The organism is Streptomyces sp. NPDC002156 (genome assembly GCF_053593675.1).
Genome location: NZ_JBSFDA010000188.1, coordinates 1 through 19,149, shown reverse-complemented (window position 1 = coordinate 19,149; position 19,149 = coordinate 1). Strand labels below are relative to the sequence as shown.

The window sequence follows — 19,149 nt, the reverse complement described above, 5'->3', positions numbered from 1 at the left end:
GGGTTCGGGGGCGGAGCCCCCGAGGATGGGAACGGGTAGGGGCGGCGGGGGCGAAACAACCCCGCCTCGACCACCCCGCCCCCAGTGGCCGTCATCAATCCCGCGGGCGGGCTACGCTCGGTCCACATGAGCGACAGGCACATCAGTCAGCACTTCGAGACCCTCGCGATCCACGCGGGCAACACCGCGGATCCCCTCACCGGCGCGGTCGTCCCGCCGATCTACCAGGTCTCGACCTACAAGCAGGACGGCGTCGGCGGGCTGCGCGGCGGTTACGAGTACAGCCGCAGCGCCAATCCGACCCGTACCGCCCTCGAAGAGAACCTCGCGGCCCTGGAGGGCGGTCGCCGTGGTCTCGCGTTCGCGTCCGGACTGGCGGCCGAGGACTGCCTGTTGCGTACGCTGCTCAGCCCCGGCGACCACGTGGTCATCCCCAACGACGCGTACGGCGGCACGTTCCGGCTCTTCGCGAAGGTCGTCGCCCGCTGGGGCGTGGAGTGGTCGGTCGCCGACACCAGCGACCCCGCCGCCGTACGGGCCGCGCTCACCCCGAAGACCAAGGTCGTCTGGGTGGAGACGCCCTCCAACCCGCTCCTCGGCATCACCGACATCGCCGCCGTCGCCCAGATCGCCCGCGAGGCCGGCGCCCGGCTCGTCGTCGACAACACCTTCGCCACGCCCTACCTCCAGCAGCCGCTGGCGCTCGGCGCGGACGTCGTCGTGCACTCGCTGACCAAGTACATGGGCGGCCACTCGGACGTCGTCGGCGGCGCGCTGATCACCGCGGACGCCGAACTCGGTGAGGAACTCGCGTACCACCAGAACGCCATGGGCGCGGTCGCCGGGCCCTTCGACTCCTGGCTGGTGCTGCGCGGCGCCAAGACGCTCTCCGTCCGGATGGACCGGCACAGCGAGAACGCCACCAAGGTCGCCGACATGCTCACCCGGCACGCGCGCGTGACGCGTGTTCTGTACCCGGGGCTCCCGGAGCACCCCGGTCACGAGGTCGCCGCCAAGCAGATGCGGTCGTTCGGCGGCATGGTGTCGTTCCAGGTCCAGGGCGGCGAGGAGGCGGCCGTCGAGGTCTGCAACCGCGCCCAGGTGTTCACCCTCGGCGAGTCCCTCGGCGGCGTGGAGTCCCTGATCGAGCACCCGGGACGCATGACGCACGCGTCCGTCGCCGGATCGGCCCTGGAAGTCCCGGGCGACCTCGTACGCCTCTCCGTGGGCATCGAGAACGTCGACGACCTCCTGGAGGACCTCCAGCAGGCACTGGGCTAGCCCCACGCGCCAGCGCGCCTCACCAGCCTGTCAGAGGTGGAGTCGTCTCCGACGGCGGCTCCACCCAGGGCTGGACCGTCGCCGCCCACACGGCGAAGACGACCACCGCGACGACCAGCAGCAGCCACATCAGCCGCCGTGCCGCCCGCCTGCGCCGCAGCATGCGGCTGCCGCGCCGTACGACCTCCACGTACAGGTCGGGCGGCACCGGGGGCGGCGTGCCCTCCATGAGCCGCCGCGCGGCGGCCTCCTGGTCCCGGCGGCTCACGACGGCACCACCTTCCGCCCGGTCACTGCCGGCGCCGGGCTCCGCGGCGGGTGCAGCAGCGTCGCCGTCGCGCGGTCGCAGATCGCGTGCACCCGCTCCGTGGGCAGACCGAGCAGCGCCGCCGTCTGCTCCTCGCCGACCCCCTCGTACAGCCGCAGGACCATGATCAGCCGCTGCTGGGGAGTCAGTACGGCCAGCGCGCTGCCGGGATGCGGGCGGGCCCGGCCGAGACCGCCGTACTGGTGCCACGCCCCGCGCGCGAAGCGCACGGCCAGATGCTGGCGGGCCCTGTCGTACGGGTCCTCGCCGCGCATCCGGTCCCAGCACGCGTACGTGTGGGCCAGGGCGTACGTCAGCAGGCGCCGCGCGCGCGGGTTGTCGTGCGGCGCCTCCGCCGTGAGCAGCGTGGCGGCGTGCAGCAGCCGGCCCGCCGCTCCCGCGACGAACGCCTCGAAGTCCCTGGCCCGACCGGCACCCTGGGACACCTGCCGTTCTCGCACCGCGCCTCCCGCCGTACGACAAGGACCCGGTCTCATCTGAGGCCAGATGCCGCCCGCCGGTCAAGAGCCGGGAAGCATGCGGTGGTCAGGAGGCGGACTCCGGTTCCCCCACCGGGATGCCCTGGGCGGCCTGACGGGCCGAAAGCGCGGTGTTGAAGCGCGTGAGGAGCGTGCAGAACGCCTCGCGCTCCTGCGGCGACCACTCCTGCGTCAGCTCCGCCATCAACTGACGCCTCGACGACCGTACTTCCTCCAGCCGCGACAGCCCGCGCGGGGACAGCTGCAGGACCACCGCGCGCCCGTCCTCGGGGTGCGAGGTGCGCTTGACGAGGCCCGTGTCGACGAGCGGCGCCACCTGCCGGGTGACCGTCGACGAGTCGATGCCCATGCTCGCGGCGAGCGCCTTGACGCCCATCGGGCCTTCCTTGTCGAGGCGGTTGAGCAGCAGATACGCGGCGCGGTCCATCGAGTTGCGCACCTGCCCGACTCCCCCGAGCCGGGTCTGTTCGGCACGGCGCGCGAACACCGCGACCTCGTGCTGCAACGTGTCGAGGAGACCGGTGTCACCGACGGTCGTCATGTCCATCGACATTTCAGGTGTTGTGGGCATGGCCGGGGGCTCACTTCATGAAAGGGGGTGCTGGGTTGGGGGACAGGGTACGCGGCCGGAAGGCGGGCCGTACCGACGCTGCGGAAACCGGTCTCGGAGCTTGGTCACACCGCGAGTCCGCGCCTGTGAACTGCGAGACTTGAGTCATGAGCTACAGCACGGCTGACTCCTTGCACTCCCTCAGGCCTGTCACTCTCGACGACGTACGCGGTGCCCAGAAGATGCTCGTGGGCGTGGCGCGGATGACCGCGATGGAGGGCAGCAGGCATCTGACCCAGCTGGTGGGCGCGCCGGTGCACCTCAAGTGCGAGAACCTCCAGCGGACCGGATCCTTCAAACTGCGGGGCGCGTACGTCCGTATCGCCGGACTGCTGCCCGAGGAGCGGGCCGCCGGTGTCGTCGCGGCCAGTGCCGGCAACCACGCGCAGGGGGTCGCGCTGGCATCGGCGCTGCTCGGGGTGCGTGCCACGGTGTTCATGCCGCACGGCGCCCCGCTGCCGAAGATCAGCGCCACCCGTGAGTACGGCGCCGAGGTGAGGCTGCACGGACAGGTCGTCGACGAGACGCTGGCCGCCGCCCAGGAGTACGCGGAGCGGACGGGCGCGGTGTTCATCCACCCCTTCGACCACGCCGACATCATCGCGGGGCAGGGCACGGTGGGCCTGGAGATCCTGGAGCAGTGTCCCGAGGTGCGCACGATCGTGGTCGGGGTCGGCGGCGGCGGTCTGGCCGCCGGGATCGCGGTCGCCGTGAAGTCGGTGCGGCCCGACGTACGGATCGTGGGCGTGCAGGCGGCGGGCGCCGCCGCGTATCCGCCCTCGCTGGCGGCCGGGCGGCCGGTGTCGGTCGCGAACCCGGTCACGATGGCCGACGGGATCAAGGTCGGGCGGCCCGGCGAGGTGCCGTTCGGGATCATCGGCGAGCTGGTGGACGAGGTCCGCACGGTCAGCGAGGACGAACTGTCGGCCGCGCTGCTGCTCTGCCTGGAGCGCGCCAAGCTCGTCGTGGAACCGGCGGGGGCGAGCCCGGTCGCGGCGCTGCTGAGCGAGCCGGGGGCCTTCGAGGGACCGGTCGTCGCGGTGCTGTCCGGCGGCAACGTCGACCCGGTGCTGCTGGAGCGCATCCTGCGCCACGGCATGGCGGCGCAGGGCCGCTACCTGGCGGTTCGGCTGCGGCTGACGGACCGGCCGGGCGCCCTCGCGACGCTTCTCGGGGTGTTGTCAGTGGTCGACGCTAATGTCCTCGACGTGAGCCATGTCCGGACCGATCCGCGGCTGGGGCTCACGGAGGCGGAGGTCGAACTGCACCTGGAGACGAAGGGTCCGGAGCACTGCGCCGAGGTCGGACTGGCGCTGCGCGAGGCCGGTTACACCGTCATCGACTGAGGTCAGAGCCACAGTCTCACCCGGACGGGTGGCTCTGGAAAAAATGCATTGAGAGACGCGATACATCGCGTTATGGTGTGTGTCACGCCAGCACATTCGCACTCGGATTCTCCTCTTGCCCGCTGGGCGGAGCAAAGGAGAAAAATTTAGGCTTTTGCGGTAATCCCCAACGACGTGGAGACCTGATATGCCAGGCGCCATCTATGCCGAAGGCCTGGTGAAGACCTTCGGTGACGTAAGGGCTCTGGACGGCGTCGATCTGGACGTCCCGGAGGGCACGGTCCTCGGTCTGCTCGGGCCGAACGGAGCGGGCAAGACCACCATGGTCCGCTGTCTGACGACCCTGCTGCGGCCCGACCGCGGCTCGGCGGTCGTCGCGGGCATCGACGTCCTGAAGCACCCCGACGCCGTCCGCCGCTCGATCGGCCTCTCCGGCCAGTTCGCGGCGGTCGACGAGTATCTGACCGGCCGCGAGAACCTCCAGATGGTCGGTCAGCTGTACCAGATGAGGGCGAAGGCGGCGAAGGCCCGCGCGGTCGAACTGCTGGAGCAGTTCCATCTCACGGACGCCGCCGACCGCCCCGCGAAGACCTACTCCGGAGGCATGCGGCGCCGGCTCGACCTCGCGGCGGCCCTGGTCGTCTCACCGCCGGTGATGTTCATGGACGAGCCGACGACCGGACTCGACCCGCGCAACCGCCAGCAACTGTGGGAGGTCATCAAGCAGTTGGTCTCCGGCGGGACGACACTGCTGCTGACCACCCAGTATCTGGAGGAGGCCGACCATCTCGCGCACGACATCGCGGTGGTCGACCACGGCAAGGTCATCGCCCGCGGCACCTCCGACCAGCTCAAGGCCCGCACCGGCGGCGAGCGCGTCGAGGTCGTCGTGCACGAGCGCGAACACATAGCGACCGCGTCAGAGGTGCTCAACACCTTCGGCAAGGGCCAGGGCGAGGTCGCCGTCGAGGAGCACATGCGCAAACTCACCGTGCCCGTCAGCGGTGGCGCGAAGCTCCTCGCCGAGGTCATCCGGGAACTGGACACCCGCGGCATCGAGATCGACGACATCGGCCTGCGCCGCCCCACCCTCGACGACGTCTTCCTCTCCCTGACGGGCCACGTGGCCGAGGTGAAGGACGAGGAGAACGGCAAGCGAACAGGGAAACAGGGCGGGAAGCAGAGCGGAAAGGAGACCGTCAAGTGAGTGCCGTCACCGACGCGGTGCCCGTAGCGGCAGCCACGAACCCCGTCAATCAGCTGGTCCGCGACTCACTGGTCGTCGCGAAACGGAACCTGATCCGCATGTCCCGAATTCCAGAAATGATCATATTCGGGCTGATTCAGCCGATCATGTTCGTGGTGTTGTTCGTCTATGTCTTCGGCGGCTCCATGAACATCGGTGGTTCGACGGACTCCAGCACCTACCGCGAGTTCCTGATGGCCGGCATCTTCGCGCAGACCGTCACCTTCGCCACGGCGGGTGCCGGCGCGGGCATCGCCGACGACATGCACAAGGGCCTCATCGACCGTTTCCGCTCCCTGCCCATGGCACGCGGCGCGGTACTGACCGGACGGACGCTCGCCGACCTCGTCCAGACAGCGCTCACCCTGCTCGTGCTGGCTGTGGTCGCGCTGCTGGTCGGCTGGCGCACGCACACCAGCCTCGGTGAGGTGCTCGGCGCCTTCGGGCTGCTGCTCCTGGCGGGATACGCGTTCACCTGGATCGGTGCCCTGATCGGCCTGTCCGTGCGTACCCCCGAGGCGGCGACGTCCGGCGGACTGATCTGGCTCTTCCCGGTCACCTTCGTGTCGAACGCGTTTGTGGACTCCAGCCGGATGACCCCCTGGCTGCAGCACGTCGCCGACTGGAACCCGTTCAGCGCCACCGTGCAGGCCTGCCGCGTCCTGTTCGGCAACCCCGGCGTCTCGCCGTCGGACGCCTGGCCCATGCAGCACCCGGTGTGGGCCTCGGTCATCTACTCGGTCCTGATCGTCCTCATATTCAGGACTCTGGCGGTCCGCAAGTACCGCTCGGCCGCGGTGTGACGGCGTCCCGGGCATGACGAAGCCCCCGGCGTCGGGAGGGCGCCGGGGGCTCGCAGGGGCTGATGCGGGGGACGGTGAAGGTGTGGAGGCTCAGCTCTGGTAGGGCACGGCCTTCAGGATCTTCACGGAGGCGAGCTTGCCGTTCGGCAGCTCGTACTGGGCGTCCGAGCCGACCTTCTTGTCGCTCACTCCGCGGCCCAGCGGGGACTGCGGGGAGTAGGTCTCGATGTCGGCGCTGGCGTACTCGCGGGAGGCGAGCAGGAAGGTCAGCGTGTCGTCCTCGTCGCCGTCGAAGGCGATGGTCACGACCATGCCGGGCGCGACCGCGCCGTTCGCCGCCGGAGCCTCGCCGACCTTCGCGTTCTCCAGGAGCTGGGTCAGCTGGCGCACACGGAGCTCCTGCTTGCCCTGCTCCTCCTTGGCCGCGTGGTACCCGCCGTTCTCGCGCAGGTCGCCCTCCTCACGCGCAGCGGCGATCTTGGCGGCGATCTCCGTGCGCGCAGGACCAGTAAGGTGCTCAAGCTCGTCCTTGAGCTTGTTGTACGCCTCCTGGGTCAGCCAGGTGACGTTCTCGCTGGTCTGGGTCACAGGTGCTCCTCGTAGGTACTGGGAATACAAAGCATCGCCCTACCCAGAAGAATGTTCCTTCTCGGATGGGCGAAACCACGAGCCTAACAATTCAGCGGCGGCAGGGGGAGGACATAAGCCATCAGAAAAACATCGACGCAGGTCAGCGCTTATGTGATGAGAGCGACCCCGATGACGGCCCTGGTCCAAGCCCTGGTCCAAGTCCTGGGGGCGTCCTCAGTCGGCGTGACAGCCGAGCAGCTCGGCCGTGGTGCCCTGGGACGTGGTACGGAGGGTGACGACCTGGTCGATCCGGGTGGCGTCGCCGTCGAAGCGGAAGTCGGCGCGGCCGACCTCGGCGCCGTTCTCGGCCTGGGAGCGGACCGTGCAGTAGCCGTTCGCGCCGGAGTCCTTGCGGACCTCCAGGTGAACCTTCACCGACGTGCTGTACGTCTTGAAGGTGATGATCTCTGCGCTGATCTTGTTGCCGACGACATAGTGGTAGCCGAACCAGCCGAGCACGACGAGCAGGACGGTTCCGAGTACCGCGGCGGCGACCCTGAGCCTGTGATCGGCGCGCTCGTCCGTGGAGCGGCCGTACCGTCCCTCGGGCGGTCGCGTGGTCGCCGTACTCATGATCGTCCCCTCCGCGAGGCCCCTGGAAAGCCGGGCCCCGGAATTATTGGCCGCCAGGTTCGGTCACTATAGAAGCCGCTCACTGCACCCGCTCACACCGGGCGCCGACTTACGAGGATTGAGTCTTGACTGACCAGCTGCGACTGATGGCCGTGCACGCGCACCCCGACGACGAGTCGAGCAAGGGTGCGGCCACCATGGCGAAGTACGTGTCCGAGGGGGTGGACGTGCTCGTCGTGACCTGCACGGGCGGGGAGCGCGGCTCCATCCTCAACCCGAAGCTGCAGGGCGACAAGTACATCGAGGAGCACATCCACGAGGTACGCAAGAAGGAGATGGACGAGGCCCGCGAGATCCTCGGCATCAAGCAGGAGTGGCTCGGCTTCGTCGACTCCGGCCTGCCGGAGGGCGACCCGCTGCCCCCTCTCCCCGAGGGCTGCTTCGCCCTGGAGGACGTGGACAAGGCGGCCGGGGAGCTGGTCAAGCAGATCCGCTCGTTCCGCCCGCAGGTGATCACGACGTACGACGAGAACGGCGGGTACCCGCACCCCGACCACATCATGACCCACAAGATCTCGATGGTGGCCTTCGAGGGCGCGGCGGACACCGAGACCTACCCGGAGTCGGAGTACGGCCCGGCGTACCAGCCGCAGAAGCTGTACTACAACCAGGGCTTCAACCGGCCGCGCACCGAGGCGCTGCACAACGCGCTCCTGGAGCGCGGGATGGAGTCGCCGTACGGGGACTGGCTGAAGCGGTGGTCGGAGTTCGAGCGCACCGAGCGCACGCTGACCACGCATGTTCCGTGCGGGGAGTTCTACGAGATCCGCGACAAGGCACTGCTCGCGCACGCCACCCAGATCGACCCCGACGGGGGCTGGTTCCGGGTGCCGCTGGAGCTCCAGCGGGAGGTCTGGCCGACGGAGGAGTACGAGCTGGCGAAGTCGCTCGTGGACACTTCCCTCCCCGAGGACGACCTCTTTGCGGGCATCCGCGACAATGCCTGACATGAGCGCAAGCGCAAGCCTGGCAATGACGCATCTCGTCCCGTTCGCCGCGGAGGTCGACGAGGACAAGGTGACCCCCGGTGTCCTCGGCTTCATCGTGTTCGCGGTGATGGCCCTCGCGGTGTGGGGCCTGATGAAGTCCATGAACAAGCAGATGGGCAGGATCGACTTCAAGGAACCCACGGACCCGAAGGGCGTCTCCGAGGAGACCCCTGCCGACCCCAAGGCCCGGCAGGGCTGACGCGACCTGCGGAGCCCGCCCGCGCTGTGCCTCCCTCTCACCGGCAGTGGTCGGCCAGCGACAGCAGCAGGTGGGCGGACTCCGGCCGCAGGTGGTCCGAGTGGGCGCCCGCGGGGCCGTGCCCGTGGACGAAGACGTCACTCGCGTCGACGCTGACGAAGCGGTGGTCGAGGGCGGCCAGCGGGTACGGCTCGTCCGGCGACAGCATGCGGATCGTGGAGACCGGGGCGGGTGCGGTGCCGATGCCCGCGTAGCCGATGCCGGCCCGCTTCTCGGCGCGCAGATGCCAGAAGCCCGTCGCGCGGTCGTGCTGCGAGTACGTGGCGACCACCGGGCCGCGCAGGGGGGCCTCGGCCAGCGAGGTGAACCCGGACGCGAAGGCATCGCGCGGGGCCGCCATCTGGAGCAGGAGCATCGAGTCGACGGTGAAGGGCCGTCCCGGGGGCTCGGGAGTGCTCCAGCCCAGGGTGAGCGGCTCCTCCGCCGCCCACTGGACGGCCTCGCACAGGAAGCGGCAGCCGAAGGAGTGGCCGACCAAGTGCAGATACTGCCCGTCGCGGTTGGCGAGGACGGGCGGTGCGGCCGGATCCGCGCGGTGCGTGTCCAGGTAGCCCAGGAGGCGGCCGATGACGCGGGACGCGTGGCCCCGCGTACTCATGATGTGTGCCCGGTCCCGGATACGGCGGTAGCCGCCGAGGGAGGGCAGCGAGCGGGAGGGCCAGCGGACCAGGACGGTCCACGGCCGCCAGGGCCGCAGCGCCGGATACAGCGCTCGGCGGTGGTCGTACTGGCCCGCCGTCAGCGTCAGAAGACGGCGGACCGCGGCGAGCGCCGGTTCCGGCCGGGTCTGCCAGCCGTGGACGTACACCAGCAGGTCGGTCGCCCAGGCGGGCGGTGACAGGTCCTCGGCGAAGTGGTCGAGCAGCCGGCCGGAGGGGACGGGCCGCGGGCCGAGTGCGGTGTCCTCCAGAAGGCGGCCGTCGGGGCCGAGGTCGACCACGTGGACATCGGCCGGGTTCATACGGTGATCTCCTGCTCCGGGTCCGGCGGGACGGCTCGATCAAGGCGGGCGTCCATGCCGCAGTGCAGCGCGTAGCCCAGGCCCAGCGGGTTGTGCAGTTCGTCGGCGAAGTACCGGGAGACGGCGTGGGCGATCTCGCCCGCTGTCCGGCCGCCGCGCAGGAAGCGGGTCAGGAACTCCAGCGCGTACTCGGCGGCGAAGACCTGTGGCATCTCTATCTGCGGCCCGAGGACGCCCCGCGCGCCCGCCTGGATCAGGGCCCCACCCAGGAACGCCGGATCCGCGCCCTCCGCGGGCAGTCCGGCGTGACAGGCGTTGAGCATCACGAACGGCTGGAAGGGGCCGCCGTCCTCAAGGTGCTGCCGGCACTCCCGCACTGTGTGGGCGTCGACCGTCCCCGTCGGGTCGGTCAACCGCAGGGCCAGAGAGGCGGGATGAGCGCCGTTCGGGGCGAAATGGCCGTGGCACCAGAAGTACATCAGGTGCTCGCACAGGTCCGCGTCCAGAAGGGCTCGTCGGAGTTCGGAACGCGTCGTGCGTTCCACGAAACGGGTGTCCTTGGCGAGCAGCGCGGCCACCTCCGCGGCCCGGGTGCGGCCCCTGCGGTCAAGTCGCTCGTCGTGGTTGAGACTGACGACGGGTACGTCCGGGGCCTCCCGGCGGCTGCTCAGCCAGGGGTAGGCGCCGCCGGTCTGCTCGATCTGGTGACGGTGGCCCAGGAAACGGGGGTAGACGGCGGCCGGATCCGGGGCGCCGGTGGTCCGCATCGGCACATCCTCGGGGCGTAGGCACACCATGGGCCAGGGCAGGTACAGCTCCGAGTCGAAACGGACGCGCAGTCCCTCGCGCGCCGACAGGGCCTCCGCCAGGTACTCGCGGAAACGCCGGACTCGCGGCTCGGTGCCACCGAGAAGTGTGCCGAAGAGCAACTGCTGTCCTGCCAGGGCCAGTTCGTCCACGATCTCGGACAGCTCCTGCGGCGGGCGGGCGCGCAGGTCCACCAGGGAGGCGTACGGGTACTCCACGCCGTCGTCATCGGGTGTGAAGCCGACGAGGAGGTCCTTCCACTGTCGGCACAGGCGGGTGGCCGCCGCACGCACGTCCGCGGGACGGGCGGTGAGGTCCGCGCGATGCTCGGTGCCGAGCAACGACGGCAGGGCGGGGCCGTGCATCCGGGCCCTGACGCGGTCGCCGGACAGGACGTCCAGACACACGGTGATGTCGGGACCCTGAGTGATTTCGTCGGGCAGGGCGGTGAAACCCCGACTGGGGTCCTGGACCACGCGGACCCGGAGTTCGGTGCTCATCGGCCGGTGTCACCCCGGTGCGAGACGGCGTGGGGGGTGACAGCGCCCTGCGGGTGGTCGCCGTCGAGGACGTCGAACTCCGTCTCCACCTGCTGGAGGACCGTGCCGGAGCGTTCCAGGGCGATGGTGAACCGGATGACGTGACGGCCGGGACGGTACGGGGTGAAGCTGAACTCGGCGCCGTGGGCCGTCTGTCGGCCGGAGGGGCGGAGAAGGCAGGTCGGGGGTTCCACGGAGGCCGGGGTGAGGGGGACGGCGGTGGTGGTCAGCCAGGGGGCCGCGCGTCACCGGCGTCGGACCAGGGGTGGCCTTCGGTGGGGGTCACGCGCAGCAGAAGGATGGTGGTGGGGGAGTCGTCGAGGAGGGTGATGCGGACCTGGCAGTGGGGGAAGGGCCGGCTCGGTGCGGGCGGGGTGCTCAGCAGTACCCGGTCCTCGCCCGTCCGGCGGGGGTCGGGCAGGGCGATGATGTCGCGGGCCCGGAGCGGGATGACGGGACGGCCCGCGCGCGCCGAGTCGGCGAACTCCACGAGGCACTCTCTGAGGTACGGCCAGACGTGGAGACCGGGCATGTAGTCCAGCGCGAGGACCGGAGTGTTGGGTGCGCCCCGTTCGGAGCGGAGGAGCTTCGCCCACAGCGGGCCGCTCTCGTCGCCCAGGGTGTGGAGGAAGATGTCCTCGGCCCGCCTCACGGTGTCGACGAAGGCCTTGGCCCCTGGTACGCGGAGCGCCGCTTCCAACAGGGACCACGCCTCTCCGTGCGGGCAGCCGAGCGTGTGGAACGTGTTCGCGACGTCGATGAGTTCGGCCCACCTCCCGGCATCTCTCGGGGAGAGTACGGCGAGTCCGTGCCGGGTCCAGGCTTCGCCCAACTCGTCCGCGCAGTCACGGAAATGGTCCGCAGCGGACTGCAGTGCCACTCGGGCGTCCTCCTCATGGCCCGTTCTCGCGTGGACGAGCGCCAGATGATGACACGTCCAGCCGAGTCCGCGGATGTCCTCCGCTTCCTGGTGCGCGGTGAGCGCCCGCTGAGCGGTGTCCAGGGCGTCGTCCGTCTCTCCGCGGAGCAGCAGGAGCCGGATCCTCTCGGTGGCCACCCAGTTCTCGCCGCGTGCGTCGCCGACGCGGCCAAACCCCTGCGCGGCCTGGCCCAGCAGGTGTTCGGCCTCATCGGGCTCGCCGAGCCGCAGACACGCGCGGGCATGGTGCAGCAGGGTCCGGCTTCGGTCGCGTGGGGAGGCGGCATAGCGCTGAGCGTCATGGGCCGCCCGCAGATACGGGACAGCTTTCAGCGGATACCCCTGATCGCACAGCACCGCGCCGAGGACGGCATTCACGGAGTCTTCTGTCCCGTACAACGGCAGCGCGGGGTCCACTTCGCGCGCGGCGTCGCTCAGGGCACCCAGGGAATACCGGGACCACGCGGCCGGGACCCCGGACGAGGCGGACGGGCCGGTGGAGGCGAGTGCCAGGGACTCCCGGGGCAGGCCCAGATCGCGGGCGATCTCGCTCAGGTGCCATCGCCCGCCGGACTGCCGGTGAATGTCCACCAGCCGGTGGGCGTCGCCGTACGTGGTGAGCAGCGAGGTGAGTGACTCGAGGAGCTCTGACCTCTCCGGGGTGACGCGTCGAACAGCGTGGGCGAGCTCGATGAACTCGTCGACCGACTTGGTGAGTTCATCGTGGGTGCCTGCCACGGCGGCCTGTACCAGAGCGGTGGCCGTCTCCCGGGTGAGAAAGCCGCCGTCCACCTCGGACGTGCGGCTGCGCACGATGGCGGCGATCTGTGACGGCAGGACGAAGGCACCGTCGGTGGTCTTCTGCACCAGCTCGGACTCCGCGAGAACGCGCAGGGCGAGCTGTGCCGTGACAGGGGATTGCGGCAGCAGGGCGTCGATGGTGCGAGACGTGACCGGGCCGTCGATCATGCGGAAGGCGAGTTTGTTCAGTACGGTCCGATGCGAATCAGCTGTGTAGCCGCCCGGAAGGGCGCGGGACACCAGGGCGTCCGGCGTCGAGATCTCCTGGAACGCGCCATCGGGGAAGCGGGCCAGCAGACCCCCCGCCACCCGCAGGACAGCGGGCAACCCCTGTGCCGCCTCGGCCAGTTGCGCGACCTGTGGGCCGTGAACCGGCGTTGCGTCCGTGCGCTCGGCGACGACAGCCTCGATCAGCCGTTCCGCGTCCGGCGCCCCGAGCGGTCGTACGGCGTGCAGCCTGGCCCTCGACTCCCATCGGGGCGGCACGGACCGGGACGTCACGATCACCAGGTTGTGCCCGTTGTCCAGCAGGTTCACCCAGTCATGGGCCGGGGCGCCGGACCCGGACTCCAGGTGGTCGATAACCACGATGGACCCTCGGATGTACCTCTCGCACTGGGACTTCAGAACCGCGAGGAACTCCTCGTTTCCTTTCAGCTCCGCCGCGACGATCTCCCGCCGGGGCGCCCCGTGTGCGGCGAGCAGTCTCAACAGCACCGTCTCGTGGCGAGCGGCGGGGACGGCCCAGTGCACCCGCCCCACACCCAGCCGCTTCGTCACCGCCGCAGCCAGTGCCGTCTTCCCCACGCCGGCCGGCCCGTGCAGTATCAGCACTCCCGAGATCAGCCTCTCCCCGTCCCGCAAGGACGCGGCCAGCGCCGAGATCTCCGCGTCCCGCCCCACGAACGGCACAGGATCCCCAGGTGGCGGTGTGGGTCTCCGCAGCGTGTTCTCCGCCACTCGATCAGCCCTTCCCCGCGGCCACCGCGACGCCCATGATCTCCCGGGCGTGCCTCCCCGGGATCATCCCCAACCGCCAAGCCTGCCACCCCGATTCGAGTCTCACACCGCGCTCCAGGAGAAGCTGGTAGGCCTCGGCGAAGTCGTCGAGTTTCTCGTCGCGGGACGGGTGGCGGGCGCGGATGAGCTGGGACAGCTCCTCCTGGGCGACCGCTGTGCCGATCTCGACGCCGCCGGGGGCCGCGTACGGCAGCAGGGTGCAGCGCAGGAAGCGGGCCCAGTCCTCGCCGCGTCGGTCGCCGTACGAGGTGAACAGGGCGATCGCCTCGTCGCACAGGGCCAGCGCCTGCTGGGTACGGGCGTTGCCCGCGTCGACCACCGCCAGCTCCAGGCAGGTCCAGGCCTCGCCGTGGGCCACCCCGATGCGCTGGAAGTCGGCGCGGGCGTCCACCAGGAGCTGCCGGGCGAAGCCCGAGTTGCGCAGCGAGCCCGTCTGGACCGCCCGCTGGTCCCGGGTGACACGGGCGGAGTGATGGCGGGCGCAGGCGAGACCGTAGACGTCGCGGATGCGGGAGAACATCGTGCGGGAACGTTCCAGCTCGCGGACGGCCAGATCCAGGTTGCCCGTCTCCTCCAGGGACTGGCCCAGGTAGTAGACCGACCAGGCCTCGCCGCGCGCGTCCTCGTTGTCCCGGTGGACCGAGGCCGCCTGCCGCAGCCCGTCCACCGCCGCCGACGCGTCCCCGGCGATCAGCCGGGCCCGGGCCAGCTGGGTCAGCGCCCAGGCCTCGCCACGGGCGTCGCGCGTACGGCCGTACAGATCGAGGGCCGTGCGCAGTTCGGTCTCGGCGCGCGGTACGTCGCCCATCCGCAGGCCCAGTTGGCCGAGCTGGAAGTGGGCCCAGGCCTCGCCGTGGATCGACTCGCCCTCGCGGTGCAGGACCAGGGAACGGGTCAGCAGGTCCCAGGCCTCGGCGAGGCGGGAGCGGTCGCGTTGGACGGCGGCGAGGGCGTGCATCGTCCAGGCGCGGTCGGTCGCCAGCTCGGGGGCCTGCTGGAGATCCAGGGCCTCCTGGAGCTTGGCCGCCGCCTCGACCAGGTTGCCCTGGTGGTGCAGCGTGATGCCGAGCGAGCACAGGGCCCGGGCGGCGCCCGCGTCGTGATGGGCCTCCATGTACAGCTCGACGACCGAGGTGAGCGTCGTACGCGCCTTGTCCAGCTCGCCCAGCTGACGGGCGGCGATGCCCGTACGCCACTGCACCGAGCGGACCAGCAGACCCTGGTCGACGGACTCCGCCAGCTCGCTGATCTCGCCGAGCCGGTAGAGGTCGCCGCGCAGCAGGCAGTAGTCGCACAGGGCGCCGAGGAGATTGAGTACGGCGGCCTGGTTGACGCCCTCCGCGTGCCGCAGCGTCGCCGTGATGAAGCTCGACTCGTCGTCCAGCCAGCGCAGGGCCTCGTCGAGGGAGGTGAAGCCGTGCGGGCTGAAGCGGTCCGAGCGGGTCGACATGTTGCCGTCGACCAGCCGCAGCACCGAGTCGGCCAGCTCGCCGTAGTTCACGATGAGACGTTCCTGCGCGGCCGTGCGCTCGGCCGGCTGCTCCTCGTCCAGGAGACGGGCCTGCGCGAAGGCGCGCACCAGGTCGTGCAGTCGGTAACGGCTGCCCCGGACATGGTCGATCAGACCGGCGCGGGCGAGCGCGTCGAGCTGCCGGGTCGCCTCCGTCTGGTCGGTGCCGAGGAGGGACGCGGCCGCGGCGGTACCGAGCGAGGCGCGTCCGGCGAGCGCCAGCCGACGCAGCAACCGTCGGCCCTGCTCCGACTGGTCGGTGTAGCGCAGCCACAGCACCCGCTCGACCGGCTCCACGGGGCCGTACGCGCCCAGGTCGGTGGCCAGCCGGCGCGGGCTGCGCGGGCCGAGCGCGGAACCGGCGATGCGCAGCGCGAGTGGCAGCCCGCCGCACAACTCCCGTATGCGGGTGGCGGATTCGACGTCGGGGGGCCCTGCCTTCTGCTGCGCGGACGCGCTCAGCAGTTCGTCGCTGCCCTCCGAATCCAGGGCCTCGACGGGCAGTTGATGGACCCAGAAGGGCAGGTCGGCCGGGAGGTCGAGGGGCTGTCGGGTGGTGGCGATGACGAGGCTGTCGGAACGCTCGGGGATGAGGGTGCGGACCTGCTCGGGGTCCTGGGCGTCGTCCAGGACGATGGTCACCGGGACCCTGGTGAGATGCTGGTGGTACAGCTCGCCCAGCCTTCTGACCTGCTGGTCCGGTGACGAACGCTCACGGAAGAGCAACTGCTCGCGGGAGGCGCCGAGCCGGTTCAGCAGATGCAGGAGGGCGTCGCGGGTGGGCAGCGGCGGCTCCTCCTGGCTGTCGCCGCGCAGATCCACCACGCAGGCGCCCCGGAACTGGTCCCGCAGATCGTGTGCCGCGTGGATCGCCAGCGCGCTGCGGCCACTGCCCGACGCGCCGTGCAGGACGACCAGGGTCGGCCGGGTCTCCGTACTCGCCCGGGCCGCGTGCACCCACTGCCGGATCCGGGCCAGCTCCTGACGCCGGCCCGCGAACGGCTCGTCCGGCTCCGGGAGTTGGGCGAACGACTGCTCAAGGACGCTACGACTGCGGGCCGCCGCACTCTTGTCGGTACCGCGCAGCTGCGGCCCCTTCTTCTTCGGGCCGGTGGACGCGCTGAGCACCCGCTGCTGGTCGAGGAACGGGCGGATACCGCGTACCTCCAGCGCCGTCAGCCAGGTCAGCCGCAGCTGCTCGGGACCGCCGGGCTGGCTCACGGCACCGGCGCGATGGTGGGCGGCGGGGAGGTGGGAGGCGGTCACCTTGAGGACGGTCGCGGCGGCGCCGACGACGCCGACGGTGAGCGCGGCGCCGGCGGCGGTGCCTGCGCCGGTGCCGAGCGCGAGGTCGGCGACGCCTGCGGCCAGGGCGGCAACAGCCGCCACCAGCAAGGGAGTTCCGGCTCCCTCGCGGGCGTATCGCTGCCCGAACGTGAGCTGTCCGGCCTTCGCCTCGTCGAGCGCCCGCGTGTACGCCTCGTACTCCTCCGCGGACGACTGCGCCATGGCGTCCAGCGCGCCGCGCGCCCGCGTGAGCAGTACGCCCCCGTCGGTACGTCCACCGGACCGGCGCACCTCTTCCTCCACGGCCCGGACCAACAGCCGCTCGGCTTCCGCCCGGTGGCTGTCCCGCATGGTGTGTCCCCCTCTGGCAGTGACGGCTTCTGCTTGGTCAAGTGTCCTGCGTAGGGGGCATTCGGGCGAGGGGGCGTTTCTGTTGATTGGCGGGTGCGGGCCGGTGGGGGCTTGTCGCGCCCCGCGGCGGAGCCGCAGATGTCACAGCCCCGCGCCCCTGAAAGACGGGCGCGTTCTACTGGGGCAGGATGGAGGTCATGCCGAACCGACTGGCCCATGAGACGTCCCCCTATCTCCTCCAGCACGCCGACAACCCCGTCGACTGGTGGCCGTGGTCGGCCGAGGCGTTCGAGGAGGCTCGGCGGAGTGGTAAACCGGTGCTGCTCAGCGTCGGGTACAGCAGCTGTCACTGGTGTCATGTGATGGCGCACGAGTCCTTCGAGGACCAGGCCACCGCCGACTACCTCAACGAGCACTTCGTCAGCGTCAAGGTCGACCGTGAGGAGCGGCCGGACGTCGACGCCGTCTACATGGAGGCCGTCCAGGCGGCGACCGGGCAGGGCGGCTGGCCCATGACGGTGTTCCTCACGCCCGAGGCCGAGCCCTTCTACTTCGGTACGTACTTCCCGCCCGCGCCCCGCAGTGGCATGCCCTCCTTCCGGCAGGTGCTGGAGGGGGTCCGGGCCGCCTGGACCGACCGGCGGGACGAGGTCGCCGAGGTCGCCGGGAAGATCACGCGGGATCTCGCCGAGCGGGAGATCCAGTACGGCGGCACCGAGGCGCCCGGTGAGGAGGAGCAGGCGCGGGCGCTGCTCGGGCTCACCCGGGAGTACGACGCCCAGCGCGGCGGATTCGGTGGGGCGCCGAAGTTCCCGCCGTCCATGGTGCTGGAGTTCCTGCTGCGGCACGCGGCCCGTACGGGGGCCGAGGGGGCGTTGCAGATGGCCCAGGACACCTGTGAGCGCATGGCCCGGGGCGGGATCTACGACCAGCTCGGTGGCGGCTTCGCCCGGTACTCCGTCGACCGGGAGTGGGTCGTGCCCCACTTCGAGAAGATGCTGTACGACAACGCGCTGCTGTGCCGCGTGTACGCCCATCTCTGGCGTGCCACCGGCTCCGAGCTGGCGCGGCGCGTGGCTCTTGAGACCGCCGACTTCTTGGTGCGTGAACTCCGTACCAATGAAGGGGGGTTCGCTTCCGCGCTCGACGCCGACAGCGATGACGGGACTGGTCGACACGTCGAGGGTGCTTATTACGTCTGGACTCCGGCCCAGCTTGCCGAGGTGCTCGGCGATGAGGACGCGGCGCTTGCCTCGCACTACTTCGGGGTCACGGCGGACGGCACCTTCGAGGAAGGGGCCTCTGTTCTTCAACTTCCGCAGCACGAGGGGGTGTTCGACGCCGAGAAGGTCGAGTCCATCCGGGTGCGGTTGCTCGATGCCCGTGCCGCGCGGCCCGCTCCCGGGCGGGACGACAAGGTGGTCGCCGCCTGGAACGGGCTCGCCGTCGCCGCGCTCGCCGAGACCGGCGCGTACTTCGAGCGGCCCGACCTTGTCGACGCCGCGCTTGCCGCCGCCGATCTTCTCGTACGGGTTCATCTGGACGACCGGGCGCATCTCGCCCGTACCAGCAAGGACGGTCAAGTCGGGGCGAACGCCGGGGTGTTGGAGGACTACGCCGATGTCGCCGAGGGGTTCCTCGCGCTGGCCTCCGTCACGGGGGAGGGGGTGTGGCTGGAGTTCGCCGGGTTGCTGCTCGACCATGTGCTCGTGCGGTTCGTCGATGCCGAGTCAGGTTCCTTGTACGACACGGCGAGTGATGCCGAGCAGCTTATTCGGCGGCCTCAGGATCCGACCGACAACGCGGTGCCCTCCGGGTGGAGTGCTGCTGCGGGGGCCTTGCTCGGGTATGCCGCGCAGACCGGGGCCGAGCCGCATCGGGCCGCTGCCGAGCGGGCGTTGGGGGTGGTGAAGGCGCTTGGGCCGCGTGTGCCTCGGTTCATCGGGTGGGGGCTGGCTGTTGCCGAGGCGTTGCTCGACGGGCCTCGGGAGGTTGCGGTCGTCGGGCCGGACCTTGGGGATCCGGCCACAGTTGCTCTGCACCGTACGGCGCTGCTCGCTACCGCTCCGGGGGCTGTTGTCGCTGTGGGGGTTGCGGACAGTGACGAGTTGCCGTTGCTTGCGGGGCGGCCGCTGGTTGGGGGTGCGCCGACTGCGTATGTGTGCCGGAACTTCACGTGTGATGCTCCGACGACTGATCCGGAGGGGTTGCGGGTGGCGCTGGGTGGCTGAAACCGGCGGTGCCCGTAGCGGGTTTTCTCGCCCCCGCCGCCCCTACCCGTTCCCATCCCTGGGGGCTCCGCCCCCAGACCCCCGCTACGGCCCTGAACGGGCCTTGGGGGGCAAAAACC

Annotated in this window: 17 protein-coding genes; 7 read left to right on the top strand and 10 right to left on the bottom strand. The window is 70.6% G+C overall.

The window, feature by feature from the left end; genetic code table 11:
• Positions 1-126: 126 nt before the first annotated feature.
• Positions 127-1,281 (top strand): cystathionine gamma-synthase, encoded by a 1,155-nt coding sequence (locus tag ACWCRB_RS42490; RefSeq protein ID WP_451001186.1) that lies wholly within the window; start codon positions 127-129, stop codon positions 1,279-1,281.
• Between the two features lie 19 nt (positions 1,282-1,300).
• Here the strand turns inward: ACWCRB_RS42490 and ACWCRB_RS42485 are convergent, their stop codons facing one another.
• From ACWCRB_RS42485 to ACWCRB_RS42475, 3 genes are all read right to left on the bottom strand, one after another.
• Positions 1,301-1,510, bottom strand: coding sequence for a hypothetical protein (locus ACWCRB_RS42485; protein WP_451001188.1), 210 nt, complete (start codon positions 1,508-1,510; stop codon positions 1,301-1,303).
• A gap of 35 nt (positions 1,511-1,545) precedes the next feature.
• On the bottom strand, positions 1,546-2,049 hold the full coding sequence (locus tag ACWCRB_RS42480) for a sigma factor-like helix-turn-helix DNA-binding protein (protein ID WP_451001185.1): 504 nt from the start codon (positions 2,047-2,049) through the stop codon (positions 1,546-1,548).
• 85 nt (positions 2,050-2,134) lie between these two features.
• Positions 2,135-2,641 carry a MarR family winged helix-turn-helix transcriptional regulator gene (locus ACWCRB_RS42475; protein ID WP_369036044.1) on the bottom strand — a complete coding sequence of 169 codons (507 nt, stop codon included), beginning with the start codon at positions 2,639-2,641 and terminating at the stop codon, positions 2,135-2,137.
• A 164-nt stretch (positions 2,642-2,805) separates the two neighbouring features.
• On the opposite strand from ACWCRB_RS42475, the gene ilvA reads away from it, so the two are divergent.
• The 3 genes from ilvA (at position 2,806) to ACWCRB_RS42460 (ending at position 6,093) form a co-directional block, all read left to right on the top strand.
• The gene (ilvA, locus tag ACWCRB_RS42470; RefSeq protein WP_451001184.1) at positions 2,806-4,044 is read left to right on the top strand and encodes a threonine ammonia-lyase; all 1,239 of its coding nucleotides are present in this window, start codon (positions 2,806-2,808) and stop codon (positions 4,042-4,044) included.
• Between the two features lie 187 nt (positions 4,045-4,231).
• The gene (locus tag ACWCRB_RS42465) at positions 4,232-5,251 is read left to right on the top strand and encodes an ATP-binding cassette domain-containing protein (protein WP_451001183.1); all 1,020 of its coding nucleotides are present in this window, start codon (positions 4,232-4,234) and stop codon (positions 5,249-5,251) included.
• Positions 5,248-6,093, top strand: coding sequence for an ABC transporter permease (locus ACWCRB_RS42460; protein ID WP_451001182.1), 846 nt, complete (start codon positions 5,248-5,250; stop codon positions 6,091-6,093). Before ACWCRB_RS42465 ends, ACWCRB_RS42460 begins: the two co-directional genes overlap by 4 nt.
• A 90-nt stretch (positions 6,094-6,183) precedes the next feature.
• Here the strand turns inward: ACWCRB_RS42460 and greA are convergent, their stop codons facing one another.
• Together greA and ACWCRB_RS42450 are read right to left on the bottom strand one after the other, a co-directional pair.
• Positions 6,184-6,681 (bottom strand): transcription elongation factor GreA, encoded by a 498-nt coding sequence (gene greA, locus ACWCRB_RS42455; RefSeq protein WP_235475228.1) that lies wholly within the window; start codon positions 6,679-6,681, stop codon positions 6,184-6,186.
• 216 nt (positions 6,682-6,897) lie between these two features.
• Positions 6,898-7,296, bottom strand: a complete 399-nt coding sequence (locus ACWCRB_RS42450; RefSeq protein WP_235475227.1) for a DUF4307 domain-containing protein — start codon at positions 7,294-7,296, stop codon at positions 6,898-6,900.
• Positions 7,297-7,442: 146 nt separating this feature from the next.
• On the opposite strand from ACWCRB_RS42450, the gene mca reads away from it, so the two are divergent.
• Both mca and ACWCRB_RS42440 read left to right on the top strand, forming a co-directional pair.
• On the top strand, positions 7,443-8,303 hold the full coding sequence (mca, locus tag ACWCRB_RS42445) for a mycothiol conjugate amidase Mca (RefSeq protein ID WP_451001187.1): 861 nt from the start codon (positions 7,443-7,445) through the stop codon (positions 8,301-8,303).
• Positions 8,296-8,544, top strand: a complete 249-nt coding sequence (locus ACWCRB_RS42440; protein WP_451001181.1) for a hypothetical protein — start codon at positions 8,296-8,298, stop codon at positions 8,542-8,544. The genes mca and ACWCRB_RS42440 overlap by 8 nt, the downstream gene beginning before the upstream one ends.
• Before the next feature lie 37 nt (positions 8,545-8,581).
• Here the strand turns inward: ACWCRB_RS42440 and ACWCRB_RS42435 are convergent, their stop codons facing one another.
• The 5 genes from ACWCRB_RS42435 to ACWCRB_RS42415 are packed head-to-tail and all read right to left on the bottom strand — an operon-like array spanning position 8,582 to position 16,799.
• Complete coding sequence (locus ACWCRB_RS42435; RefSeq protein WP_451001180.1) at positions 8,582-9,565, bottom strand: hypothetical protein; 984 nt, start codon at positions 9,563-9,565, stop codon at positions 8,582-8,584.
• Positions 9,562-10,872, bottom strand: coding sequence for a CHAT domain-containing protein (locus ACWCRB_RS42430; protein WP_451001179.1), 1,311 nt, complete (start codon positions 10,870-10,872; stop codon positions 9,562-9,564). The genes ACWCRB_RS42435 and ACWCRB_RS42430 overlap by 4 nt, the downstream gene beginning before the upstream one ends.
• Complete coding sequence (locus ACWCRB_RS42425; RefSeq protein WP_451001178.1) at positions 10,869-11,105, bottom strand: hypothetical protein; 237 nt, start codon at positions 11,103-11,105, stop codon at positions 10,869-10,871. The genes ACWCRB_RS42430 and ACWCRB_RS42425 overlap by 4 nt, the downstream gene beginning before the upstream one ends.
• 32 nt (positions 11,106-11,137) lie before the next feature.
• Positions 11,138-13,543 (bottom strand): AAA family ATPase, encoded by a 2,406-nt coding sequence (locus ACWCRB_RS42420; protein WP_451001177.1) that lies wholly within the window; start codon positions 13,541-13,543, stop codon positions 11,138-11,140.
• A gap of 52 nt (positions 13,544-13,595) precedes the next feature.
• Complete coding sequence (locus tag ACWCRB_RS42415; RefSeq protein ID WP_451001176.1) at positions 13,596-16,799, bottom strand: tetratricopeptide repeat protein; 3,204 nt, start codon at positions 16,797-16,799, stop codon at positions 13,596-13,598.
• Between the two features lie 197 nt (positions 16,800-16,996).
• Between ACWCRB_RS42415 and ACWCRB_RS42410 the strand changes: the two genes are divergently transcribed.
• Positions 16,997-19,030: a thioredoxin domain-containing protein gene (locus tag ACWCRB_RS42410; protein WP_451001175.1), complete on the top strand. Its 2,034-nt coding sequence runs from the start codon at positions 16,997-16,999 to the stop codon at positions 19,028-19,030.
• Positions 19,031-19,149: the final 119 nt, after the last annotated feature.